Annotated in this window: 24 protein-coding genes, 2 tRNA genes and 1 pseudogene; 8 read left to right on the top strand and 19 right to left on the bottom strand. The window is 63.4% G+C overall.

Going from position 1 to position 23,598, the window contains the following annotated elements:
• Positions 1 to 17: 17 nt before the first annotated feature.
• Complete coding sequence (locus tag KZJ38_RS19490; protein WP_219797801.1) at positions 18 to 1,049, bottom strand: CDP-6-deoxy-delta-3,4-glucoseen reductase; 1,032 nt, start codon at positions 1,047 to 1,049, stop codon at positions 18 to 20.
• A 167-nt stretch (positions 1,050 to 1,216) separates the two neighbouring features.
• Between KZJ38_RS19490 and KZJ38_RS19485 the strand changes: the two genes are divergently transcribed.
• A complete protein-coding gene (locus KZJ38_RS19485) occupies positions 1,217 to 2,296 on the top strand; it encodes an NAD-dependent epimerase/dehydratase family protein (protein ID WP_219797800.1) in 1,080 nt (359 codons plus the stop codon).
• A gap of 114 nt (positions 2,297 to 2,410) precedes the next feature.
• Here the strand turns inward: KZJ38_RS19485 and KZJ38_RS19480 are convergent, their stop codons facing one another.
• From KZJ38_RS19480 to KZJ38_RS19470, 3 genes are all read right to left on the bottom strand, one after another.
• Positions 2,411 to 2,599: a hypothetical protein gene (locus KZJ38_RS19480; RefSeq protein WP_219797799.1), complete on the bottom strand. Its 189-nt coding sequence runs from the start codon at positions 2,597 to 2,599 to the stop codon at positions 2,411 to 2,413.
• A 171-nt stretch (positions 2,600 to 2,770) separates the two neighbouring features.
• Positions 2,771 to 3,475: a 16S rRNA pseudouridine(516) synthase gene (locus tag KZJ38_RS19475; protein ID WP_219800479.1), complete on the bottom strand. Its 705-nt coding sequence runs from the start codon at positions 3,473 to 3,475 to the stop codon at positions 2,771 to 2,773.
• Between the two features lie 165 nt (positions 3,476 to 3,640).
• On the bottom strand, positions 3,641 to 4,447 hold the full coding sequence (locus KZJ38_RS19470) for an alpha/beta fold hydrolase (RefSeq protein ID WP_219797798.1): 807 nt from the start codon (positions 4,445 to 4,447) through the stop codon (positions 3,641 to 3,643).
• Between the two features lie 269 nt (positions 4,448 to 4,716).
• On the opposite strand from KZJ38_RS19470, the gene KZJ38_RS19465 reads away from it, so the two are divergent.
• The gene (locus KZJ38_RS19465; protein WP_425518260.1) at positions 4,717 to 6,096 is read left to right on the top strand and encodes an amino acid permease; all 1,380 of its coding nucleotides are present in this window, start codon (positions 4,717 to 4,719) and stop codon (positions 6,094 to 6,096) included.
• A gap of 182 nt (positions 6,097 to 6,278) precedes the next feature.
• Here KZJ38_RS19465 and KZJ38_RS19460 read toward each other — a convergent pair.
• Together KZJ38_RS19460 and KZJ38_RS19455 are read right to left on the bottom strand one after the other, a co-directional pair.
• Positions 6,279 to 6,363 (bottom strand) — tRNA-Leu (locus KZJ38_RS19460).
• 149 nt (positions 6,364 to 6,512) lie between these two features.
• A pseudogene (locus KZJ38_RS19455) lies at positions 6,513 to 6,653 on the bottom strand (oxygen-independent coproporphyrinogen III oxidase); the annotation flags it as partial.
• Positions 6,654 to 6,788: 135 nt separating this feature from the next.
• On the opposite strand from KZJ38_RS19455, the gene KZJ38_RS19450 reads away from it, so the two are divergent.
• The 3 genes from KZJ38_RS19450 to KZJ38_RS19440 all read left to right on the top strand — a co-directional run bounded on the left by KZJ38_RS19450 (position 6,789) and on the right by KZJ38_RS19440 (position 8,612).
• Positions 6,789 to 7,109, top strand: coding sequence for a YkgJ family cysteine cluster protein (locus KZJ38_RS19450; protein WP_219800478.1), 321 nt, complete (start codon positions 6,789 to 6,791; stop codon positions 7,107 to 7,109).
• On the top strand, positions 7,106 to 7,690 hold the full coding sequence (locus KZJ38_RS19445; protein WP_219797796.1) for a DUF1439 domain-containing protein: 585 nt from the start codon (positions 7,106 to 7,108) through the stop codon (positions 7,688 to 7,690). The genes KZJ38_RS19450 and KZJ38_RS19445 overlap by 4 nt, the downstream gene beginning before the upstream one ends.
• Positions 7,691 to 7,775: 85 nt before the next feature.
• Complete coding sequence (locus KZJ38_RS19440; protein ID WP_219797795.1) at positions 7,776 to 8,612, top strand: undecaprenyl-diphosphate phosphatase; 837 nt, start codon at positions 7,776 to 7,778, stop codon at positions 8,610 to 8,612.
• A 17-nt stretch (positions 8,613 to 8,629) separates the two neighbouring features.
• Here KZJ38_RS19440 and trmB read toward each other — a convergent pair whose 3' ends face one another.
• The 5 genes from trmB to KZJ38_RS19415 form a co-directional block, all read right to left on the bottom strand.
• A complete protein-coding gene (gene trmB, locus KZJ38_RS19435) occupies positions 8,630 to 9,493 on the bottom strand; it encodes a tRNA (guanosine(46)-N7)-methyltransferase TrmB (RefSeq protein WP_219797794.1) in 864 nt (287 codons plus the stop codon).
• Between the two features lie 205 nt (positions 9,494 to 9,698).
• Positions 9,699 to 9,773: transfer RNA gene (locus KZJ38_RS19430), tRNA-Gly, on the bottom strand.
• 140 nt (positions 9,774 to 9,913) lie between these two features.
• Positions 9,914 to 10,477, bottom strand: a complete 564-nt coding sequence (locus KZJ38_RS19425; protein ID WP_219797793.1) for a YggT family protein — start codon at positions 10,475 to 10,477, stop codon at positions 9,914 to 9,916.
• 92 nt (positions 10,478 to 10,569) lie between these two features.
• Positions 10,570 to 10,806 carry a hypothetical protein gene (locus KZJ38_RS19420; protein WP_219797792.1) on the bottom strand — a complete coding sequence of 79 codons (237 nt, stop codon included), beginning with the start codon at positions 10,804 to 10,806 and terminating at the stop codon, positions 10,570 to 10,572.
• Positions 10,807 to 10,848: 42 nt separating this feature from the next.
• Positions 10,849 to 11,169, bottom strand: a complete 321-nt coding sequence (locus tag KZJ38_RS19415; RefSeq protein ID WP_219797791.1) for an EthD family reductase — start codon at positions 11,167 to 11,169, stop codon at positions 10,849 to 10,851.
• Between the two features lie 1,242 nt (positions 11,170 to 12,411).
• Here KZJ38_RS19415 and KZJ38_RS19410 point away from each other — a divergent pair.
• Positions 12,412 to 12,714 carry a hypothetical protein gene (locus tag KZJ38_RS19410; protein WP_219797790.1) on the top strand — a complete coding sequence of 101 codons (303 nt, stop codon included), beginning with the start codon at positions 12,412 to 12,414 and terminating at the stop codon, positions 12,712 to 12,714.
• Between the two features lie 220 nt (positions 12,715 to 12,934).
• Positions 12,935 to 13,900 carry a threo-3-hydroxy-L-aspartate ammonia-lyase gene (locus tag KZJ38_RS19405; protein WP_219797789.1) on the top strand — a complete coding sequence of 322 codons (966 nt, stop codon included), beginning with the start codon at positions 12,935 to 12,937 and terminating at the stop codon, positions 13,898 to 13,900.
• Between the two features lie 5 nt (positions 13,901 to 13,905).
• Here KZJ38_RS19405 and KZJ38_RS19400 read toward each other — a convergent pair whose 3' ends face one another.
• Together KZJ38_RS19400 and KZJ38_RS19395 are read right to left on the bottom strand one after the other, a co-directional pair.
• On the bottom strand, positions 13,906 to 14,625 hold the full coding sequence (locus KZJ38_RS19400) for a LysE family translocator (protein WP_219797788.1): 720 nt from the start codon (positions 14,623 to 14,625) through the stop codon (positions 13,906 to 13,908).
• Between the two features lie 104 nt (positions 14,626 to 14,729).
• On the bottom strand, positions 14,730 to 16,307 hold the full coding sequence (locus KZJ38_RS19395; protein ID WP_219797787.1) for a UbiD family decarboxylase: 1,578 nt from the start codon (positions 16,305 to 16,307) through the stop codon (positions 14,730 to 14,732).
• Between the two features lie 673 nt (positions 16,308 to 16,980).
• On the opposite strand from KZJ38_RS19395, the gene KZJ38_RS19390 reads away from it, so the two are divergent.
• Positions 16,981 to 18,189 carry a transglycosylase SLT domain-containing protein gene (locus KZJ38_RS19390; protein ID WP_219797786.1) on the top strand — a complete coding sequence of 403 codons (1,209 nt, stop codon included), beginning with the start codon at positions 16,981 to 16,983 and terminating at the stop codon, positions 18,187 to 18,189.
• A 147-nt stretch (positions 18,190 to 18,336) separates the two neighbouring features.
• On the opposite strand, the gene KZJ38_RS19385 is transcribed toward KZJ38_RS19390, so the two are convergent.
• From KZJ38_RS19385 to ribBA, 6 genes are all read right to left on the bottom strand, one after another.
• On the bottom strand, positions 18,337 to 19,638 hold the full coding sequence (locus KZJ38_RS19385) for a type II toxin-antitoxin system HipA family toxin (RefSeq protein WP_219797785.1): 1,302 nt from the start codon (positions 19,636 to 19,638) through the stop codon (positions 18,337 to 18,339).
• Positions 19,635 to 19,925, bottom strand: coding sequence for a helix-turn-helix domain-containing protein (locus tag KZJ38_RS19380; protein WP_219797784.1), 291 nt, complete (start codon positions 19,923 to 19,925; stop codon positions 19,635 to 19,637). Before KZJ38_RS19380 ends, KZJ38_RS19385 begins: the two co-directional genes overlap by 4 nt.
• Before the next feature lie 140 nt (positions 19,926 to 20,065).
• Positions 20,066 to 21,262, bottom strand: coding sequence for a pyridoxal phosphate-dependent aminotransferase (locus KZJ38_RS19375; protein WP_219797783.1), 1,197 nt, complete (start codon positions 21,260 to 21,262; stop codon positions 20,066 to 20,068).
• Positions 21,263 to 21,334: 72 nt separating this feature from the next.
• The gene (gene nusB / locus KZJ38_RS19370) at positions 21,335 to 21,772 is read right to left on the bottom strand and encodes a transcription antitermination factor NusB (protein ID WP_219797782.1); all 438 of its coding nucleotides are present in this window, start codon (positions 21,770 to 21,772) and stop codon (positions 21,335 to 21,337) included.
• Positions 21,769 to 22,296 (bottom strand): 6,7-dimethyl-8-ribityllumazine synthase, encoded by a 528-nt coding sequence (ribH, locus tag KZJ38_RS19365; protein ID WP_219797781.1) that lies wholly within the window; start codon positions 22,294 to 22,296, stop codon positions 21,769 to 21,771. The genes nusB and ribH overlap by 4 nt, the downstream gene beginning before the upstream one ends.
• An 86-nt stretch (positions 22,297 to 22,382) precedes the next feature.
• Positions 22,383 to 23,516, bottom strand: coding sequence for a bifunctional 3,4-dihydroxy-2-butanone-4-phosphate synthase/GTP cyclohydrolase II (gene ribBA, locus KZJ38_RS19360; protein WP_219797780.1), 1,134 nt, complete (start codon positions 23,514 to 23,516; stop codon positions 22,383 to 22,385).
• Positions 23,517 to 23,598 lie beyond the last annotated feature (82 nt).

Below are 23,598 nucleotides of genomic sequence, written 5' to 3'. Positions count from 1 at the left end.
TTCTGCAAGACAGCCGGTCAGACCGGGTGAGCGAGATCGGCCGCGCTCGTGAACGAATCCGCGTAGAACTCCTCTTCGGGCAGGCTGTGGTGCTGCGTGAAATCGCGCTGCGCCGATTCGACCATCACCGGTGCGCCGCAGGCGTACACCTGATAGCCGGACAAGTCTGGCAGATCTTCGATGACCGCACGATGAACGAAGCCGGTGCGGCCGGTCCACGCGTCGCCTGCGTCCGGCTCGGACAGCACCGGCACGAACTTGAAATTCGGAATGTCCTTCGCCCATTGCTCGGCGAGCTCGAGCATGTAGATGTCTTTCTTGCGGCGCGCACCCCAGTAGAGCGTCATCGGCCGCTGCAGATTCTTGAACACCGCATGCTCGATGATGGCCTTGATCGGCGCGAAGCCCGTTCCCGACGCGAGCAGGACGATCGGCTTGTCCGAATCCTCGCGCAGGAAGAAGGTGCCGAGCGGCGCTTCGAAGCGCAGGATGTCGCGTTCCTTCATCGCGCTGAAGACGTGATCGGTGAACGTGCCGCCCGGCATATGCCGGATATGCAGCTCGACCGGTCCTTCGCTGTGCGGCGGCGTGGCCATCGAATAGCTGCGGCGCTTGCCGTCTTTCAGAATGAATTCGAGGTACTGGCCGGCCAGATATTGCAGCCGCTCGTTGGCGGGCAACTGCAGTTTCAGCACGACGACGTCGTCGGCCTTGCGCTCGATCGAGTTGATGCGGCACGGCAGCTTCTTGACCTGCATGTCACCGACGCCGCTGATTTCGCGCACGTCGATCTCGAGATCCGAGGTGGCCGTCGCGCAGCAGAAGAGCGCCATGCCGCGGGTTTTTTCATCGTTGGACAGCGCTGACGAAGAATGCGGGCGCTGTTCGACCTGACCGGAGAGAACCGCACCCTTGCATGAGCCACACGCGCCGTTCTTGCAGCCGTACGGCAGGCCGATGCCCTGGCGCAGCGCGGCGGTCAGTACCGGTTCATCCGGTTCCACCTGAAACTGCCGGCCGCTTTGCCGGATCGTTACATTAAAAGCCATAGATCAATCGAACTCGAAAAGTCGGTAAGTCCTGGCGGCCGCCACAGGCCGGCAGCGCCTCATACACTCGCGCGACGCGCGGCAGACCCGCGTTTGCGCCGCGCGCATCGGCAGGCTCGCCTCATGCTCCGATGCAAGCAGCCATTGACCGCTACAATGCGTGCACGATGAATGCGACACGAACCTTGCGCAGACCGCGCGTGCTGATCGTCGGATGCGGCGATGTCGGAACGCGCTGCGTACAGCAATTGCGGCAACTGCAGCACTTGCAGCACTCGACGCGCGTCTTCGCGCTGACGAGCCATGCCGGGCGTTGCGCCGAACTGCGCGCGGCCGGCGCGATACCGCTTGTCGGCGACCTCGACGTGCGTCGCAGCCTCGCGCGCATTGCCGGACTTGCGCCGACCGTGTTGCATCTCGCGCCGCCTCCGAAAACCGGCGACGTCGACACCCGCACACGCGCGTTGCTCGCTACGCTTGCTGCACGGCGTGTTCGTGGCGCGCGCGCACATCTGGCCTCGCATACGCCGCACACGCCGATCGGCAGGCAGCGGTTCCTGCGCGCCGCCTGGGCGCCACGCATGACAGCACAAACGCATATTGTACCCGACAGGCCATTGCCGGCTCGCCGCCTGCGCGTGACGCCGCGCATCGTCTACGCGAGCACGAGCGGGGTTTACGGCGACTGCGGCGGCGCGCTGATCGACGAGACGCGCGCGGTGGCGCCGGAGAACGCGCGCGCGAAGCGGCGCGTATCGGCGGAGCGGCAATTGAGGCGGGCAGCGGTGCGCGGCGCGATCAGCGCATGCATCGCGCGCATTCCGGGCATTTACGCGGCGAACCGCTTGCCGCTCGCGCGGCTCGAAAAGCACACGCCCGCGCTCGTCGACGCCGACGATGTCTACACGAATCACATCCACGCCGACGATCTCGCCACGATCCTGCTGCGCATGACGACGCATGGCCGGCCGTCGCGCGTGATTCACGCGTCCGACGACAGCACCTTGAAGATGGGCGAATACTTCGACCGCGTTGCGGATTCGTACGGGCTGCCTCGCGCGCCGCGCGTGTCGCGCGCCGAAGCGGAACAGCAGCTCGAGCCGATGATGTTGTCGTTCATGCGCGAATCGCGGCGTCTGTCGAACGCGCGGCTCAAGCGCGAGCTGAAGGTGCGCTTGCGTTATCCGGACGTCGACGATTTTTTGCGCTCGATGCGCGAGCAACGTTCGCGACAGAGTGGACGTTGATGATCGACGGACGTCAGTGAGGAACAGAAGGGAATAGAGCGAGGCGTCACGCAAGGTGACGCCCGCGACGCGCGGTGCGATGGGATGCCATGCATCGCGCTCGTCAAAGTGATTTCAGATTAGCGCCGGCAGCGCCTCGAGAAGCAGAAAACACAAGAAGCCGCCGACTAATGCGCCGACGAGGTTCGGGTCGTATTTGTGCCGGACGTGCATCGCGACGACAACGCCAATCAACGTTAGCGTGGCGAGACATACGAAACCAATCATCACGTAGGAAATCGCTAAATTGCCGTGGTGGATCATGGCACCCCTCCCTCATCTTTCTATTCTCTTTGTGGAACTAAGTATAGAAGGCGGGGCGTGCAAGAGCATGCTGCGTCGCAGCGCCATTGCAGTATTTCGCGGTGATTTCGTACGGAGTCCAACGTAGCCGCGCACGCACGATCCGCACGGCGGCCGGCGGCATGCGCCGGTTCAGCTACCGCGCAGCGATGCGAGTTCGTTGTCGTCGAGCCATTGCCACTGACCCTCGGGCAAACCCGCAGGTAATGCAAAGCCGCCGACGCGCTCGCGATGCAACGCTTCGACGCGATTGCCCGCCGCCGCCACCATGCGCTTGACCTGATGGTATTTGCCTTCGAGCACTGTCAGCTCGAGCGCGTGCGTGTCGCGCGCGTGTGCCGCCACCGCCGCGATCGGTCGGGTCTCGCCGTGTAACAGCACGCCGCCGCGCAACGCGTCGAGTTGTAGATCGTCGAGCGGATGGCGTGTCGTGACGACGTAAACCTTCGGCACTTTTCGTTTCGGCGAGGTGAAGGCGTGGACGAACTTGCCGTCGTCCGATAGCAGCAGCAAGCCGGTGGTGTCCTGATCGAGGCGGCCGACGCTTTGCACGCCGCGCGTGGCGAACTGCGGAGGCAACAGACTGAACACGCTCAGATGATGTTGCGGCTCGCGTGAACACTCGTAGCCGGCTGGCTTGTTCAACACGAGGTAAGCGAACTCGCGATAGGGCCACGCGATGCCGTCGACGTTGAACATGAGACCGTCGACATCGACGTCCGTGTCGGGGTCGGTGAGTACGGCGTCTTCGACTGCGAAGCGGCCGTCCGCGATCAGCGCGCGACATTGCCGGCGCGAGCCGAAGCCCTGCGAGAAAAGAATGCTTTCGAGATCCATGACCCGGTGATGGACGGTGTGCGGAGCCGCACCGGCGCGCACGTTGCGCGGCGAAAGCGTGCATTTTAACCATGCATGGCGCGCGGGCGCGCTTGCCCGCGGCATTTCAGCGGCTCGCATGATCCGATCCGGCAACCGCGCGGTCGGAGCGCGATCGCGCCGCGACTACTGCTTGCTGATCGCGCGCGCGGCCTTGTCGATTACATCCGCGGTCGCGCCGGCGTGCGCGACCGTGACGAGATGGCTCGACGGAATCTCGACGATCGTCGCACCGATACGTTTCGCCATCGACCGCTGGACATCGGGCGATACCGCGCGGTCCCTGGTCGTCACGATGTACCACGAAGGCCGTGTTTTCCACGCTGCCTTATCGACTTTTTCGTCGAACGCGGCCGACGCGATCGGCTGCTGCGCGGCGGCCAGGACACGCGTCAGGTTTTGCGGCACGTCTGCCGCGATGCTCGCGCGATACTCGTCCCGATCGAGCCACAGAAAGCCGTTTTCGTCGCGAATCATGCTGTCGCCGGCGGGCATTTTCGGGCCGCGCTTCAGGATGTCCATCGGCGATTCGCCGACGTCGGGCGCAATCGCCGAGACGTAGACGAGGCCGACCACTTTCGGGTCGTCCGCGCCTGCTTCGGTGATCACTTCGCCGCCCCATGAATGACCGACGAGCAAGGTCGGTCCGTCCTGTTGCGCGAGCACGCGTTGCGTCGCGGCGACATCGTCGGCCAGCGACGTCAGCGGGTTTTGCACGGAGCTGACGTGATAACCCTTCTTCTGCAGGCGCGCGATGACGCCGTTCCAGCTCGAGCCGTCGACGAACGCGCCGTGCACCAGCACGATATTGCGCACGGGCCCGTCGGTTGACCGCTCAGCCGATGCCGCCGTTTGCGCGTGGGCGCTTTGCACGATCGCGGCGGCCGTCGACAAGCACAGTAAGACGGCACAAAGCAGACGTTTCGTCGACATGTTGCATCCTTTTCCGGACCGGGATTACGGCAACATACCTAACCGGCGTATGCGTAGCAACCGCTAATGCATCGAAGACGGTGCGGTCGGTCACGCGGCCGGCGATGAACGCGTCGCGATCCGGGCTCCGGTCCGGCCGCGGTCTGGTTCGGGTCTAGTTCGTGTCTGGTTCTGATACGCGCCCTAACATGTAGGAACCCACACGAACGTTACAATGGCGCCTTTTTTCCGGGCGAACCACAAGTTCGGCGGAAATCTGATTCCACACAATGGAGCGAGGCATCTTGCATAGTTCACCTCATCACGACGGCCTCCAGCGCGGCTTGAAAAACCGGCACATCCAGCTGATCGCGCTGGGCGGCGCCATCGGCACTGGGCTCTTTCTCGGTTCGTCGAGCGTGCTGCAGGCAGCCGGACCGTCGATGATTCTCGGCTACGCAATCGGCGGATTCATTGCGTTTCTGATCATGCGCCAACTCGGCGAGATGGTCGCGCAGGAACCGGTGGCCGGCTCATTCAGCCATTTTGCATATAAGTATTGGGGCGATTTTCCGGGCTTTCTGTCGGGCTGGAACTACTGGGTGCTGTATGTGCTCGTGAGCATGGCGGAACTGACGGCGGTCGGCCATTACGTGCATTTCTGGTGGCCCGAAGTGCCGGCATGGCTATCGGCGCTCGTGTGCTTTGTCGCGATCAATGCGATCAATCTCGCGAACGTGAAGGCTTATGGCGAAACCGAATTCTGGTTCGCGATCGTCAAGGTGGCCGCGGTGATCGGCATGATCGTGTTCGGCGGCTATCTGCTGCTGAGCGGCGAGGGTGGGCCGCAGGCATCGGTGACGAACTTGTGGCGCGACGGCGGATTTTTTCCGCACGGTTTTCACGGGCTCTTCATGACGCTCGCGGTGATCATGTTTTCGTTCGGCGGACTCGAACTGATCGGCATCACGGCGGCGGAAGCGGCGGAACCGCAAAGGAGCATCCCGAAGGCCGTCAACCAGGTGATCCATCGCATTCTGATTTTCTATATCTGCTCGCTTGCGGTACTGCTTTCGCTGTACCCCTGGAGTCAGGTCGCCGCGGGCGGCAGTCCGTTCGTGATGATCTTTTCACAGATTGGATCGAGCCTGACTGCGAATGCGCTTAACGTCGTTGTGCTGACCGCGGCGCTTTCGGTTTACAACAGCTGCGTGTATGCGAATAGCCGCATGCTCTACGGTCTCGCGGAGCAGGGCAATGCGCCGCGCGCGCTGCTCAAGGTCGATGCGCGCGGTGTGCCGTATATGGCGATCGGCGTCTCGGCGGCCGCCGCGTTTTCATGCGTGATCGTCAACTATCTGATTCCGGCGAAGGCGCTCGATGTGTTGATGGCGCTTGTGGTGGCCGCGCTCGTGCTGAACTGGGCGTTGATCAGTCTCACGCATCTGAAAACGCGCAAGGCGATGCTCGAAGAAGGGCAGACGCTTGTGTTCCGGTCACTGTGGTTTCCGGTCAGCAACTGGATTTGCCTCGCGTTCATGGCGATGGTGATGGTCATTCTTGCGATGACGCCGGGTTTGAACGTGTCGGTGATGCTTGTGCCGGTGTGGCTTCTTGTGATGTGGGTGGGTTATAGGCTCAAGGGGCGGAGGGCGTCGGTTGCGGTTTGATTTGTGAAGCCCGTGCGCACGGTGTGCGGGCTCGGTCGCGGGCTTAGTTCGCTTCGCGCTTACGCAAAGTTTTTACGCTGACGCGAAAGGAGATGCGCGAAGTGTTCTGTTCGCGTATATCCCGATCGGCCGGGGGAATCGGGAGAAACTTGGGGGAGAGATTCGGGAGGGACTTGGAGAACTGGTGCCCAGGGCCGGACTCGAACCGGCACGCCTTGCGGCGGGGGATTTTGAGTCCCCTGCGTCTACCTGTTTCACCACCTGGGCAGGCCGTGCGGCGCAAAGAACGTTTCGAATAGACGAAACCGCGCGCAGTGAAGACGCTGATTATCGCTGAAAACGTCACGGCGGGCAAGCTGGGCGTCCGTCCCGCCACGCTCACGACGGCCTTGCCGCAGCCTGTCGTTGCAAAGGAAGCCGTCAATCAGGTCGACGCTAATCGAATGAAAGCCGTCGGCGCGCGCCGCGTCCATCACGGACTGCATCATCTCGAGCGGCCGGATGCGATTGATCGCCCGCTGCACGACCGGATCGAAATCCTGCACGCCGAGGCTTAGGTCGCATGCGGCGCAATGGCACAATGCGGGGTCCGGCGCGCGCGTCGATTGTTGAGTGGCGCGTGCCCATGCAGATTTGATTGAAGTATCAGGAACAGTGCAGTGACGCTCGATGTCTTGTTAGAAGCAGCCGATGTGACCGATCACGCGTGCCGCCCCGGTTGCGGCGCGTGCTGTATCGCGCCGTCCATTTCGAGCCCGATACCGGGCATGCCAAATGGCAAGCCGGCCGGTGTGCGTTGCGTGCAACTCGGCGACGATCTACGGTGCGCGATTTTCGGCAAGCCCGAGCGGCCGGCCTGCTGTTCGGGGTTGCAGCCGCAGGCCGAAATGTGCGGCGCGTCGCGCACCGAAGCGCTTGTCTGGCTCGCGCGGCTCGAGAACGATACGCGGCCATCCACCACGCTTGCCAAGACCAGGACACCTACCGCGACCCCGCGAGGAGAACAAGAATGACCCAACCCGCTGCGCCGGCCAGGCGCCGCTTCCTGTGCGCGTCTGTCGCGACCGGGGCCGCCGTGCTGTCGCTGTCCGCGTGCGCGGCATCGATTTTTCCGTTCATTCCGGACCACTACACATTCTCGCAACAGCAGGTGCAGGACGCGGTGCAGCGCAAGTTTCCGTATCAACGGACCGTTTCGCAGGTGTTCGACGTCGCGCTGGGCAACCCGGTGGTCGGCCTGCTGCCCGATACCAATCGCGTGTCGGTGCGGCTCGATGCACGTTTCACGAGCCCGTTTCTCGCGCAACCGGTGAGCGGTGTGTTCACGCTGTCGAGCGCGCTCGAGTACGACGCCACGAGCCGTTCGGTCGTGCTGAGGCAGCCGAGCGTCGACAACGTCAGCGTGAGCGGCGATGCCCAGGCCTACGCGCAGCAGATCAGCGCGGCGGCCGGGCTGCTTGCAACCCAGCTGCTCGCCAACTATCCGGTGTACACGTTCAAGCCCGAGCAGCTGCAATTTGCCGGTGTCTCGTACGAACCCGGTACAATCACGGTCCTTACAAACGGCATACGCGTGCAGGTCGTCGAAAGGTGACGCTCGCGCGGCCGGAAGGGCCGCATCTGCCATGCGCAGGCGACCCGATGCGCTCAATGGAAATTAACAGCAACAAGGGTCGCCGATGGACTGGATTCTCACCTGCAAGGCGCTGATTCTCGGCGTCGTCGAAGGCTTGACGGAGTTTTTGCCGGTGTCGAGCACCGGACATCTGATCATTGCCGGGCATCTGCTCAAATTCAACGCGCCGCAGGCGAAAACCTTCGACGTCGTCATTCAGCTCGGCGCGATTCTCGCCGTGTGCTGGGAATTCCGGCAGCGCATTGTCAATGTCGTGGTGGGCCTGCCGGTGCGGGCCGATGCACGGCGCTTCGCATTCAACGTGATCATCGCGACGATTCCCGCGATCGCGCTCGGGCTGTTATTCGAGAAGGCGATCAAGGCGGTGCTGTTCGCGCCGGTGCCGGTTGCGCTCGCGCTGGCGATCGGCGGCATCATCATTCTTTGGGTCGAATCGCGCCAGCGCAACGGCAACGGCGTGCAGGCCCGCATTCATTCGATCGACGACCTGCGCCCGGTCGACGCGCTGAAAGTCGGCCTCGCGCAATGCTTCGCGCTGATTCCGGGCATGTCACGCTCCGGTTCGACGATTATCGGCGGCATGCTGTTCGGGCTCGACCGGCGCGTCGCGACCGAATTCTCGTTTTTCCTCGCGATTCCAATCATGTTCGGCGCGACCTTCTACGAGGTCTACAAGGATTGGCATGCGCTGTCGGCGGACGCGCTGGGGATGTTCGCGGTCGGCTTCGTCGCCGCGTTTATCAGCGCATTCGCCTGCGTACGCTGGTTGCTGCGCTATGTCGCGACGCACGACTTCACTGCGTTCGCGTGGTACCGGATCGGCTTCGGCCTGCTGGTGCTGGTGGTCGGGTATAGCGGCGGGCTGAGCTGGGCCGACTGATTCAGCCTTGCCGTCGCTTAGCTAGCGGTCGCACGGCGCTTGAAGATCAGATCCCATACGCCGTGCCCGAGGCGCAGGCCGCGCCGCTCGAACTTCGTGACCGGGCGATAGTCAGGGCGCGGCGCGTAGTTTTCCGCCGTGTTTTCGAGTGCCGGTTCCGCGCCGAGTACCTCGAGCATCTGTTCGGCGTAATTCTGCCAGTCGGTTGCGCAGTGCAGATACGCGCCCGGCTTCAGGCGCGACACAAGCAGCGCGACGAACTTCGGCTGGATCAACCGGCGCTTGTGATGACGCGCCTTGTGCCATGGGTCGGGAAAGAAAATGTGCACGCCATCGAGACTCGCAGGCGCGATCATCTGCTCGAGCACTTCGACCGCGTCGTGCTGAACGATGCGGATGTTTGACAGATTCTGTTCGTCGATCAGCTTTAGCAGTGCGCCTACACCGGGTTCATGGACTTCGACGCCGAGAAAATCGTCGTCCGGACGGCGCGCCGCGATCTCGGCTGTCGTGGCACCCATGCCGAAGCCGATCTCGAGCACGCGCGGCGCCTCACGGCCAAATACGGCGTTCCAGTCGGGCTGCTGCTCCGCGTAGGGCAGCAGGAAGCGCGGACCGAGCTCGTCGAGCGCGCGGCGCTGGCCCGTCGACACGCGGCCCGCACGCGTGACGAAGCTGCGGATGCGGCGCATGTGCAGGGCATCTGGAGATGCCGCTTGCTGCTGTTCGTCGTTCGCCGCTCCCGCGCTGTGGGACGCCTGTGTTGCGTCTTGCGCAGTCTCGCCGACACGGCTGTCATTAGAGGACGGATCTGCGGACGGACTCGCGGACGAGGAAGAAGAGTCGTGCGGCAAGTCGGTTTCGTTCGGGTCGTGGATCATCGTCAGTGGGTGCGAGGCGGGTAGCGCGCACCTTTAATCGTGAATCTGTATTGGAATGTGCGTCGAGCGCGCCGTCGGTTTGCCGCTGCGAGCGCTGTGGCAGACCAACGCCGGGACCGCGATCGGCCCGCTGTTCTGATTGCTGGCGAGACTGCACAGCTAACTTGCGCGACCGGCGCGATGTGCCACGCCACGAACGCGGCAGTGGAGCGGGCGATGGGAATCGAACCCACGTCTCTAGCTTGGGAAGCTAGGGTAATAGCCATTATACGACGCCCGCGGAGCGCGCCATTTTACGCGGATTCGAGCGATTTAGGCAAACTGTGCGGCAGCCGGGTGGCCGCCGCGCGTTACAGGTAGAGAGCGAAAGCGGTGGTGGCGTGGTCAACCCAATCCAGGCGAACGTCACCCCACCCGCAATCAGATCCCAAACAACGTCAACGACACCGCGGCCCGCGTCACCACCATCAGCAGCACCTGCACGATCACGAACAGCAGGATCGGCGACAGATCGATGCCACCCAGGCGCGGGATGATCTTGCGCAGCGGATCGAGAAACGGCGCGGTCAGCTGAAAGAGAATCGGCATCGCCGGCGAGCGCGGGTTCAGCCACGACAGCAGCGCCATCAGGATGGTCAGCCAGATCAGCAGGTTAAGCGCCCATTTGACGACGGTCAGCACCGCGACGATCAGCAGCGACGGCATCAACGCAATCGGATCCACGCCGACGATCACCACCATCAGCACGACGTAGACAATCGCCGTGATCAGCGTGGCGACAATGCTTGCCCAGTCGATGAGACGCGCGTTCGGCAAGATCTTGCGCAGCGGCAATACGAGCCAGTTGGTTACCTGAAACACGGCGCTCGACACCGGGTTGTACGGCTGCATTTTGACGAATAGCAGCCAGGCGCGTAGCAGCAGTGCGGCCCCGAACAGCGTGAAGATCGTATTGAGCAGAAAACGGGCGATATCGCCGAACATCTTGTTGTCCTTTCCTTCAGAATGCGTCCGGCACAGCGCGGACTCGGCGCCGGTTCCGAATGCGGAGCCCGGCGTGCGGTTGCGTCACATGATCACATGAGGCTGCCGTTCGCGCCCCCGATGCGCTTGAACAACAGCCGCGAGCTACAGCAGAAAGCGGCAAACGCGGCGGCCAGCGCGGTGGCACGCGTGGCGACAAACGCCGCAACAAACGCCAGCCACGACAAACGACACCCCGCGCGCAGCACCCGAACGTGGCCGCCCAAAAACGCCAGCCAAAACTTCAGCACGATACCGCGGCAAAAAGTAGCCGACAGCGAGCCGCGCACGACATGCCGCGCCGTGCGCCCCGTCCGGCTATCACTGCGCGGTCACTTCGAAACCTTGACCTCGCTGATCATCACCTGCGGAGGACCGCCATCGTAGTAATTCGGCACATCGCCCAGCAGCTGGTCGGCTACCGGCATAAACGCCTCATAGAACGCTTCGGCCGTGTCGAACAGAAAATGCCCGACCGCAAAGTACGGCGGCGGCGATCCGGGCTGTCCGCCGGTGACGCCAACGTCGACCGACCAGCCCTTGAGCGCCGCGCCGAACAGCGTCGCGGCGAGCGGCATGTGCGTGCCGCAGTAGTAATCCATGTCGAAACGGCCGTCTGGCCGATACGCGTAGAACAGGTAGACGTTGATCATTGTGCGTTCTCGTCGGTTGGTCCCGGCCTCGGGTGCGGCGGATTGCGCCGCGCGCCGGTCGTCACATTATCACGGCTTACTGAACGCCTGCACTGTGCGGCGCCCCGCCCGGTATATGCCCCGGGCACCTTCCCGTGCATCGCATACTGCGCGCGCCGCATGGTTCGGCAACCTGTCATTTTCCGACCGGCCGCGAACGGCGTAGCGCGCATTCATCATCGTAGTTGCTTTTCCGCCACGAGCGGCCGATCGCGTTACCAAACGTCGGCGCCTCCACAGAAGCGGACGGCGCGCAACACCCGCTATGTGGCTTCTTTTGATCTATCAGGCATTTCCCGCGGAATCTGCCGGTTTAGCGTCAAACAGGTAAAGTGGTTCAAATGCCGCTTTAAATGGGCTCATTCCGCAGAAAGTGCGCATTAAAGCTGATGAATTGCAACAGTAGAGCAGTGCCGCGACCGTGACAACGATGGATTGGTCTGGCGGAATCAACGAGGTGCGGCGCGCTGTGTTCGCTGACGTACCGAAAGCCCGTACCGGGCCGGTTAAAAAGACGTTTGTACAGAGTAATGGTGGCGCGAAAGATGCAGGCGCGAAACCTGCTTCACGGCCACGTAGCAAGAAATGGCAGTCCCGTTAGCTGTTCCCTGGTTTGCAGTCAGATTCCGGAGGTCGCGATGAGCATCTTTTCTTACCGAAAGCACTTGCGGTTCTTGACCCATTCGCAGCGGCGCCGCTGGTGGGATCAGAGAAAGCGTCTAACGCCTCGCGTGAAGATCAGTGGCGCCTACGTGCCGCCAAACGTCAGCCGCGAATTCACCTATGTGAAGGTCGGCTGATCGCGCGCACGCAGCGTATCGCAGTATCTGGATCACACCCATGCCCGGCTACGGCCGGGCATTTTCTTTTCCGGCGTCGACGCGTTCATATGCGCGCGACGCCGCGTCAATCGTGCGGCCCGCAGCGAATTTGTAATCAAAGATTACCGGCACGCGATGCCGCTTTGTTTGCAGTTCGGTAAAGACGGCCGCACTCGCCAAACGACGCACGCAACCCCTTGATTTTCGAAGGCCGGCGCCAACTTCAAAGCTATGTATGGCGCGCTACATGAAACACCGCGCCGGCAGTAATTGCAATTTGCAACAAATGCACACGGCGACCTGGGGCCTTTTTCGTTAGATTAGGTATCAAGGATGTCGTTATGCGGCACACGGGCATGATGTGCCGCTCTGGAGAAAACAAATGAAGAAGATCGTCCCGTTTGTCGTCGCCGCTGCACTCGGCGTGGGCTTGACCACCGCAGCACAAGCGCATGTGTCCGTCGGTATCGGCATCGGTGTGCCGGTAGCACCCGCATATCCGGTCTACGCTGCACCCGCCTACTATCCGCCGCCGCCTCCGGTGGTGTATGCGCCGCCGCCGGTCGTCTATGCTCCGCCGGTCGTAGTTGGCGGCGGTTACTACGGCTACGGGTATCGCGGCTATTACCGCGGCGGCCCGTACTATCGCCACGGCTATTACGGGCACGGTTACTACCGGCATTGATCGAAGCCGGCAAATGAAGTAAAGCGGAAGTGAAGCGCGAGCGGCCTCACTGCTCTCGCCATGGAAACTGCGAATTTTTTCTAACGGTTTCTGGCAGGCAGCAAGCGGCAGCAACACGTGAACGGCGCAATGCGAGTTTCATCACTCGCTTGCGCCGTTTGTTATTTGTGCGCGGAAGCTGGGAAAATACGGGCTTTCCCCGTTCCGGAGTTCCCTGTCGATGTCATCGCTGCCCGCTCCCACCTATGACGACGTCGTCGATGCCGCCCAGCGCATCGAAGGCTTCGCCCACCGCACCCCGGTTCTCACGTCGACGACGGCCAACGAGCGCACTGGCGCGTCGATCTTCTTCAAGTGCGAGAACTTCCAGCGCATGGGCGCGTTCAAGTTTCGCGGCGCATTCAACGCGATCTCGCACTTCGACAGCGAGCAGCGCAAAGCCGGCGTGCTGACGTTTTCATCGGGCAATCACGCGCAGGCCATCGCGCTGTCCGCGCGGCTTGCCGGCATTCGCGCGACGATCATCATGCCGCACGACGCGCCCGCCGCGAAAGTCGCGGCGACCAAAGGCTACGGCGGCGAAGTGATCACCTACGATCGCTACAAGGAGAACCGCGAAGAGATCGGCGCGCGGCTCGCGAAGGAGCGCGGCATGACGCTGATCCCGCCTTACGATCATCCGCATGTGATCGCCGGGCAGGGCACGGCGGCGAAGGAACTGATCGAAGAGACAGGCCCGCTCGATCTGCTGTTCGTGTGTCTGGGCGGTGGCGGGTTGATCGGCGGCAGTGCATTGGCGGCGGCCGCGCTGAGCCCCGAGTGTCGCGTGATCGGCGTCGAACCGGAGGCCGGCAACGACGCGCAGCAGTCGCTCGCGCGCGGCGAGATTGTCACGATCGACGTGCCGCATACGATCGCGGACGGCGCGGCGCCGACGCATGTCGGCCACTACAACTTCCCGATCATCCAGCGCCACGTTTCGCAGATCGTCACAGTCAGCGACCCGCAACTGATCGACACGATGCGCTTCTTCGCGCAGCGCATGAAGATCGTTGTTGAGCCGACCGGGTGTCTCGGAGCGGCGGCCGTGCTGAACGGCATCGTGCCGGCGGAGGGCAAGCGCGTGGGTGTGGTGATTAGCGGCGGCAACGTCGACCTGGCGCGCCTCGCGGAATTTCTCTCCTGATCCGCTTAGGCTCGCTGATTCGCGTAGCTCGTTTGACTCGCCGCGTGCTTTGTCGGCACGATCAGATCGTGATAGCCGTTCACGATCACGCTGTACGAAAAGTACGCAAAAAGCAGTGCCGACAACACATGGCACACGCGCAGCAATCCGGTGCCCGCGCGTTTGCGACCGTGGCTTGCAAGCGAGCAGATAAATAGCGTCCACACGAGGCCGCCCGCAAAAAAGCCGCCGAGGAACACCGGCGCGGTGCGCGCGGAAGTCGCGCCGGCTTTTGCGATCAGCGCGCCGCCGACCGCGGCGAACCACAGAATCGCGCTCGGCGACGACACCGCGAGCAGCACGCCGCGCGCAAAACCGCGCCAGGGGTTCAGATGCGGTGCGGCTGCATCGGCCTGGCCCTCGTCTTCCTTGCCTTCAACAGGCGGCGCCGACGCCGGGAACAGTGCTTCGCGCGCCATCTTCCACGTCAGATAAAGCAGAAGCGCCGCGCCGCCGATCCAGACGACCCAACGCACCGCGTCGAATTGCAGCAACGCGGCCATGCCCGCCATCGCGAGCGCCGCATAGACGAGATCGCCGAAACACGAACCGAGGCCAAGCCAGAACCCGGGCTTGAATCCGTGCGACAGCGTCAGCGAAATGATCGCGACATTGACGAGACCGATATCGAGGCACAACGACAGCGACAGAAAAAATCCATCCGACAACAACGACAGCGAATGCATCCGCGCAACTTCCCTGAGTCTGAGTTCTTATCGATGAAACGATGCGTGCGCGCGCATGCTGCGATCAATCACGCGAAGGTTATGTTTTTAAGCCTGGCAAGACCTTATAGACCGAGCGTCTTCCACAGCTCATCGACGCGCGCTTTGACAGCGCTGTCCATCGTGATCGGGCGGCCCCATTCGCGATCGGTTTCGCCGGGCCACTTGTTGGTCGCGTCGAGCCCCATCTTCGAACCGAGCCCCGCCACGGGCGACGCGAAATCGAGGTAATCGATCGGCGTCCGGTCCACCAGCACCGTGTCGCGCGACGGATCGATGCGGGTGGTGATCGCCCAGATCACTTCCTTCCAGTCGCGGATATTCACGTCCTCGTCGACGACGACGATGAACTTCGTATACATGAACTGCCGCAAAAAACTCCAGACGCCGAACATGACCCGCTTCGCGTGGCCCGGGTAGCTCTTCTTCATCTGCACGATGGCCATCCGGTAGCTGCATCCTTCGGGCGGCAGATAGAAGTCGGTGATCTCGCTGAACTGCTTCTGCAGGAGCGGCACGAACACTTCGTTGAGCGCGACGCCGAGCACGGCCGGCTCGTCCGGCGGTTTGCCGGTATAGGTCGAGTGGTAGATCGCATCGCGGCGCATCGTGATCCGCTCGATCGTAAACACCGGAAACCACTCCTGCTCGTTGTAGTAGCCGGTATGGTCGCCATACGGACCCTCGAGCGCATGTTCGTAGGCGGCAGACGCGCCTTTCGACGGACGCGGCGGCGCACCGGCCGGCGCTGCCGCCGGTTCGCCCTGCTGCGGATAGATAAAGCCCTCGAGCACGATTTCCGCGCGCGCCGGCACCTGCAGCGTATCGACGCCCGGCGTCAGGCATTTCGCCAGCTCGGTGCGCCCGCCGCGCAGAAGTCCCGCAAACTGATATTCGGACAACGTGTCGGGCACCGGCGTCACGGCGCCGAGCGCCGTCGCCGGATCCGCACCGAGCACGACCGCGACCGGGTACGGCTGCCCCGGGTTGCGCAACGCGAATTCGCGGAAATCGAGCGCGCCGCCGCGATGCGCGAGCCAGCGCATGATGACCTTGTTGCGGCCGATCACCTGCTGCCGGTAGATGCCGAGGTTCTGCCGTGTCTTGTTGGGCCCGCGCGTGACGGTGAGCCCCCAGGTAATGAGCGGGCCCGCGTCGCCGGGCCAGCAGGTCTGGATCGGCAGCTTCGCGAGATCGACGTCGTTGCCTTCCCAGACGATCTCCTGGCACGGCGGCGCGCTGACCGTCTTCGGCGCCATGTCCCAGACCGCCTTCGCGAGCGACAGCAGCTTGCCGGCGTCCTTGAGACCCTTCGGCGGCTCCGGCTCCTTCAGCGCGGACAGTAGCCGTCCGACGTCGCGCAGCGACTCCAGCGCCGCGCGTTCGCCGTCGGCGCCGTTCTGGTCCGCCGTATCGATACCCATGCCCAGCGCGACGCGGCGCGGCGTGCCGAACAGGTTGCCGAGCACGGGAAACGCGTGCGTCGCTTTCGATTCGAACAGCAACGCCGGGCCGCCGGCGCGCAACACGCGGTCGCACAGCTCGGTCATTTCAAGAACAGGGGAGACGGGTTGCGCGATGCGGCGCAGTTCGCCTAACGATTCGAGACGTCCGGCGAAGTCGCGCAGGTCTTTATATTTCATTGGGTCCGGTGCGAAGGCCGTGGCGCGGTGACACGGCCGTGATCAGGAGACGTCCATCGCCGTATGCGGAACCCTAAGGCTGGCGGAGGCTGACGGCGACGTAAGCAAACAGCAACAAAATGCAACAAATACGCTGGAACGCGGCGTCCTTTCGATTGTCGATTTTACATGCGTTACTTGGCGCACGCTGAAGCGAAGAAAGTCATATGGCCCGAAAGGCGCTTACTGCGCGGTTCTTGACCGACTGAACGCCGTTCATCATTACAATTGGTTATAACTTTGGATTTTTATAGTGTTGACGATCTATAAAACGGTGCTCTAGAATCCGCTGCATTGGTTGCAAGGCTTGATAGTTTTTACCACCGTCCCCCGGTCTTCAGACGCAACGCGTCGCTTTTGCCGCCCCTTGCACGGCATTGACGGTTTAGTTGTCTCCGCCAGCGCAATTCGCCGCTGGTTTTTTCGTGTGGGAGCCGCCGTGTGCATGCTTTACAGCATGCTGCCGGACCGTTTTCGGAATTTGGGCTCCCCGAACGGTATTTTTTGCCGTTGTGCTGTTTCCCGACGTCGCAGCCGCCTTAACCAGAGCGCGCGGCGTCTTGATTCTGCGGACAGGTGTCCGAAGCCGGTTCATCGGTGGGGTGCGCGGAGTCATGCAACATGGGAGATCTGAATGAACGCCTGGTTAACGTGGCGTCCCGACGAACGAGCCGCACAAGCTGTACGCGCTGTTTTACGTCGCGGGACCCGTCTGAGTCATCATTTGTTTAGCGTGGTGGGCGGTATCGCCGTCGTACTGGCGCTTGCGCTGTGGCTGATGCCGACGTGGCGCGGCACGCTCGCAGCGAAGCTGATGCCGGTGCTGTCGAAGGCGGTTGAGGCCGGCCCGGTGCGTCTGCTGCAGGGCAACCCGCTGCCGTCGTTCGCGCCGCCCGGCGCTCATACCGGCGCGTCCAGCGACGACACGCTGTCGAGCAACAACAACGGTAGCGACTCGCAAGCGGTCGCGCTGACCGGCGTCAACGGCTTCGACAACCCGCTCGATCTGGGTACGGGCCTGAGCAACAACACCGCGAACACCGGCAGCGCCGGTTCGTCGTCGGCGCTCAATGGTCTCGATCCGCGCACGCTGCCAAGCGTCGCGTCGATCGCCAATATGATCCCGTCGCAACGCGTGAGCGCCGATGCGCGCGACGACCGCGTGCTCGTGTCGTCGCGTGAGCAGGACCTCGTCGCGACGTTCCTCGCGCGCCGCTATCGCGTCGCCCAGGAACCGGTCAGCGAGCTCGTCAAGGCTGCCTTCGATACGGGGCACGAGGTCGGTCTCGACCCGCTGCTGCTGCTCGCCGTGATGGCGATCGAATCGGGCTTCAATCCTTACGCGGAAAGCGGCGTGGGGGCGAAGGGCCTGATGCAGGTGATGTCGACGGTTCACTCGGACAAATTCCGCTACTTTGGCGGCCAGAGCGCGGCGCTCGAGCCGCTCGCGAACATCAAGGTTGGCGCGCTGGTGCTGAAGGACTGCATTGCGCGCGGCGGTTCGCTGCCCGGCGGCCTGCGCCTGTACGTCGGCTCGTCGACGCAGGATGACGGCGGGTACGGCGCGAAGGTGATGGCCGAGCGTTCGCGTCTGCGTGACGTCGCACGCGGCCGCAAGGTGCCGATCAACGCGCCGCAAGCGCCCGCGACGGTGACGGCCTCCACGCAGCAGCAGGCTGCCGCGAACGGTAGCACCGGCAAGCGCGTGCAGGTGACGCTCGACGGCGGTCACGCGATCGCCGCAGCGAAGCCGACCAGCTCGACGAGCGGCACATCCGAGCAGGACGATGCGAGCGCCGCGCAAAAGCAGCATGGCGCGACGTCGGAGCAACTCGGCGCCTGATCCGGGCTGCGTTGCGCGAAACACGCTGAATAGAAACAGAGCCCCTGTTGGTCACTGACCGACAGGGGCTTTTTCATGCCATGTCGGGCCAGCCGGGTCAGCCGCGTCAGCTCACGTCTGCGTGAACGGACGAGCCGCGAAGGCCGCTCAAACCTGCGCCAATGGCAAGGTCGCGAGCCTTTCGCGCACGATGTCTTTCATCGCGGGCGGCGCGGGAAGCCGATCGAGCAGTTGAGGCCATGTCGCGCGCGCCGCCGACACGGCCGATTTCACGGCAGCCGTCGCGATTCGCTCGGCGATGCCGCTCGCGCGCGCCATTGTCTTGTAGTCGTCGAGCGTTTGCGCGCGTTGCATCTTGTCGATTGCGACATTGGTGCCATATCCGGCGAAGCCCGGCAGCGCCGCGACGCACACGATGTCGTATGCGGGCGTCAGCTGCGGACGCGCGCGGTCGGCATAGAGCACGGAGAAGTTCTTCAGGTGGGCGTCGCTGTTTCCGATCAGCGTGTTGACGGCCTGCCGGATAAAGAACTGTCGAATGTCTTCGACACCCTTCGGGCTCAGCCGGTCGAGCACCGCGACCAGATTCTGGAACTGCTCGATTTTCCCGTACTTCGCGCGCGGCATGCGCCCGAGCACCTGGCACGCATCCTCCGCATGCACGCGGACGTTGTCCACCCGGTCGTAGCGTTGAACAGCCAGGAACGATTGCGCGGAACCGGCCGCTTCGATAATGCCCGGAATGTCCAGAGCGGCCATCGGCATCGGCTCGCAGTCGGCCACATCGACGCCGGCCGCTCTCGCGAGCTGCATCGATGCGTACTCGTTGAAGATCTGCGCGTCGTCGTTGCGCGCGGGCAGCTTCGCGATCACGTCGGACAGCTTCCCGTGGCCCGGCATCGTGTACCGCTTGCCTTTTTGTACGGTCGACAACGCGAGCTTGTTCTGCACACCCGATACCGACGCAGCGCCTTCCGCGGCGCCCTCGGTCACCGCCGATTCGAGATTGTCGGCACCGCCGGTTACGCCGAACGTGCGCGCGTACTCCGGGATGCCGTGCGGGTCTGTGGGCGGCGCGACCACGACTGCGCCGGGAAGGTCCGCGCCCGCGGCGGCGAGCACACCGAAGTCGTCGCGGTCTTCGGGGTTGTGCCGCGTGTGCTCGAGGCGCAGCCGAAGCTCGCTCTCGGGGAGGAGCCCGGCGAAGAACGGCGGCAGCTGTCCGCCTGTATTGAAGAGCGCGGGGTGGAACGGATTGGCGAAGATCGTGGCGGCAATCGCCGGCGCGCCCGGAATCGACATCGAGAGGCTCAACGTTGGCTGCCCCGAAGCGGCCTTGAACCGCTCCGACGGCACGAACCGGCAATTTCCTTCGAGCTCGCACAGATATCCAACGATCTCGCCGTACAGACGGACTTCGAGATATCGCGGATGCAGGCCGTCGGTCATGGTTTCTTCTCGAGCAGCAGGTCCACGGCGGCTTTCGCTGCGCGATCGGGCCCAGCGTCGCGTCCTTCAAGGACCTGCTGTACCGCCGCGAGATGTTCCTTGGGGACCAGCACCCACTGCGCGTCGAGCGCGCCGGCGATGGCCTCGAGCGTCGAGCCGCGCGTGTCGTGCTTGCCGGCCAGGGTGGTCGTGAGATTCGGCCGCGCGATGCCGACGACGTCCGCGAGGCGCGTCGGCGTCGTGCCGCGTTGGGCAACAAGCTGTCTGAGCTGAGTCAGGAATGACATTTCATACTTTTGGCGTCATTTGTTTTATAAATTATACGCGCCAAACGAACTCATCTCTCGTCGAGTATGAAATATCATAAATTTAGCCCATTTTTTATGATATTTCATACGGTCGCCCGACCGTGTCAGAGTCGGGGTGCTCAGGGAAGGGCAAACACGCCGCGCAGCCGCTCGACCGCTTCTTCAAGCCGCGCGTAAGCGGTCGCGTACGACACGCGCACGTAGTGCTGCGGCGCGGCCGATCCGAAATCCATCCCCGGCACCATCACGACGCCCGCGTCGTGCAGCATCGCGTTCGCCAGTGCGGAGCTGTCGCCGGCCGCGGCGTGCGGCACGTTCCGGCAATCGGCATAGACGTAGAACGCGCCATCGGGCATCACCGGCACCTTGAAGCCGAGCGATTCGAGCGCCGGGACCAGATAGTCGCGACGACGCTTGAATTCGAGGCGGCGCATTTCGTAGATCGCCAGCGTTTCCGGCTCGAAACACGCAAGCGCCGCGTGCTGTGCGAGCGCCGAGGCGCAAATGAAAAGGTTCTGCGACAGCTTCTCGAATGCGCCGACGAGCGACGGCGGTACGACGAGCCAGCCGAGCCGCCAGCCCGTCATGTTGAAGTACTTCGAGAAGCTGTTGACGGTGATCACGTCCTCGCCGTACGACACGGCGGACACCGGCGGCGCGTCGTAACTGAGCCCCTGATAGATCTCATCGACGACCGTAAAGCCGCCGCGCGCACGCACGGCCGCCACGATACGCTTCAGTTCGTCCGGCGCGATCGACGTGCCGGTCGGATTCGACGGCGACGCGAGCAGCACGCCGCGCGTGCGCGCCGTCCACAGGCGCTCGACGTCATCGGCGGTCAGCTGGAAGCGTTCGACGGGGCCGCTCGGCACGAGCACCGGCTTGCCCTCGGCGGCGGTCACGAAATGGCGGTTGCATGGGTAGCACGGGTCCGGCATCAGCACTTCGTCGTCGCGATCGATCAGCGCCGTGCAGGCGAGCAGCAGCGCCGCCGACGCGCCGGCCGTCACGACGATCCGCGCCGGATCGACCTCGAGACCATATGCGTGCTGGTAATGGCGGGCGATCGCCGCACGCAGCGGCTCGATGCCGAGCGCGCTCGTGTAGTGCATGTCGCCGCGCTTGAGCGCATTCGCCGCTGCATCGAGCACCGCTTGCGGCGCGGTGAAATCGGGCTGGCCGATGCTCATATGAATGATGTCGCGGCCGGCGCGTTCGAGCAGCGCGGCCTCCTTCATCATTTCCATCACATGGAACGGCTGGATCGCATCGACGCGCGCGGCCAGATGGATCAGAGGTTCGCTCACGCTGTTCATTCGACGAGTCCCGTTCGAGTCCTGCCTGAATCTGACTTCAATCCTGCTTCAGTGCTATTTGACTTCCGCTGTCTAGCGCTTGCGCCCCGCGGACTGCGTCTCGGCTTCGCGCAACTGCACGGCGAGCTTGTCGAGCACACCGTTTACGTATTTGTAGCCGTCCGACCCGCCGAATGTTTTAGCGAGCTCGACCGCTTCATTGATCACGACGCGATACGGGATATCGATGTGATGCTTGAACTCATAGGCGGCCACGAGCAGCACCGAGCGCTCGACCGGCGAAAGCTGATCGATCGGCCGGTCGAGGCACGGCGCGATCGCGGCCGACAGGTCGTCGGCCTCGCGAATCACGCCATGCAGCACCGCATTCAGGTGGTCATGATCGGCTTTGTCGAAACCCTGCGCGCCACGCAGCTGCGCATCGATCTCGCCGGCGGGCGCACCCGACAGCAGCCACTGATAAAGCCCCTGCGTGGCCAGTTCGCGCGAACGTCGGCGTGCGCTCTTCATGCCCGATCCTCTTCGTCACCTTCATCTTCTTCTTCGTCTTCTTCTTCGTCGTCATCGCCGTCGAGCTGTTCGAGCGCGACCGCGAGATTCGCCATTTCAACGGCCACGCGCGCCGCGTCGCGACCCTTTTCGGTCATGCGCGCGACCGCCTGTTCGTCGGTGTCGGTGGTGAGCACCGCGTTGGCAACCGGAATACCGAAGTCGAGGCCGACGCGCGAGATGCCCGCGCCGTTTTCGTTCGACACGAGTTCGAAGTGATACGTCTCGCCGCGGATCACCGCGCCGACCGCGATCAGCGCGTCGAACTGGCCGCTTTCCGCGAGCTTTTGCAGCGCGAGCGGAATTTCGAGCGCGCCCGGCACCGTGACCAGCAGCACGTCTTCGCCGGTAACGCCGAGACGTTCGAGTTCTTCGATGCAGGCGTCGGCCAGCCCGTTGCATACGGGTTCGTTGAAACGCGACTGCACGATGCCGATGCGCAGCCCGTCGCCGTCGAGATTCGGTTGGTATTGTCCGATTTCCATATCAGGTCCGTGTAGTGAAGGGTGAGCGCAGCATACTGACTGACGCGCGGGTTATGCAGGTGTTAAACAAGCGAACACGACGGCGGCTAGCACGGCTTTTCGGCCGCGACGCCCGGCATGGGCACGAAACCGGTTACTTCGAGCCCATAGCCTGACATGCTGCCGAGCTTGCGCGGATTCGACAGCACCTGCATTTTGCCCACGCCCAGTTCACGCAGAATCTGCGCGCCGATTCCGTAGGTCTTGAAGTCGACCGGGCGGCGCTTTAACGCCTCCGCCTTGTCCTGCTGGTCGAACGCCTTGAACAGGTCGACCAGATGTTCCTTCGAGTCGCCGCAGTTCAGCATGACGATCACGCCGATATCGCGCGAGGCGATTTCCTGGATCGCCGCGTCGAGCGTCCACGAGTGCGTGCACGACGAGCCGACTTCGAGCAGATCGAGCACCGACAGCGGTTCGTGCACGCGCACCGGCGTGTCGCGATCGGGCGAGGGCGTGCCACGCACGAGCGCGATATGCGGCTGGCCGCTCGGCTGGTCCAGATACATGACCGCGCGGAACGGGCCATGCGCCGTTTGCATCGTGCGTTCCGCCACGCGTTCGACGATCGATTCGGTGCGGCTGCGGTAGTGGATCAGATCGGCGATCGTGCCGATCTTCAGACCGTGTTCGTGCGCGAACTCGATCAGGTCCGGCAGCCGCGCCATCGTGCCGTCGTCCTTGATGATTTCGCAGATCACCGCGGCGGGCGTGAGCCCCGCGAGCGCGGTGAAGTCGCAGCCGGCTTCGGTGTGGCCGGCGCGCATCAGCACGCCGCCCGGCTGCGCCATGATCGGGAAGATGTGGCCCGGTTGCACGATGTGCTCGGGGCGCGCGTCGTGCGCGACGGCTGCGGCGATCGTGCGTGCGCGGTCGGCGGCCGAGATGCCGGTGGTGACGCCTTCGGCCGCCTCGATGCTGACCGTGAACGCGGTGCCGTATTGCGTGCCGTTGCGGTACGTCATGAGCGGCAGGTTCAGCTGCTTGCAGCGTTCCTGCGTCAGCGTCAGGCAGATCAGGCCGCGGCCGTAGCGGGCCATGAAATTGATCGCTTCCGGCGTGATGAATTCCGCTGCGATCACGAGGTCGCCCTCGTTTTCGCGGTCTTCTTCGTCGACGAGAATTACCATCCGGCCGGCTTTGAGTTCGGCGATGATCTCGGGGGTGGAGGCGAGCGTCATGATGGCGAGCGATTCGGGAAAGACGCGTATTTTACGCCACGCGGCCCGCCAAGTCGCTCGTCGGCACGGAAGAAAGCTGTTG

Origin of the sequence: Paraburkholderia edwinii (assembly GCF_019428685.1) — a bacterium.
GTDB classification, from domain to species: Bacteria; Pseudomonadota; Gammaproteobacteria; order Burkholderiales; family Burkholderiaceae; genus Paraburkholderia; species Paraburkholderia edwinii.
This window is presented reverse-complemented; position numbering and strand designations above follow the sequence as displayed.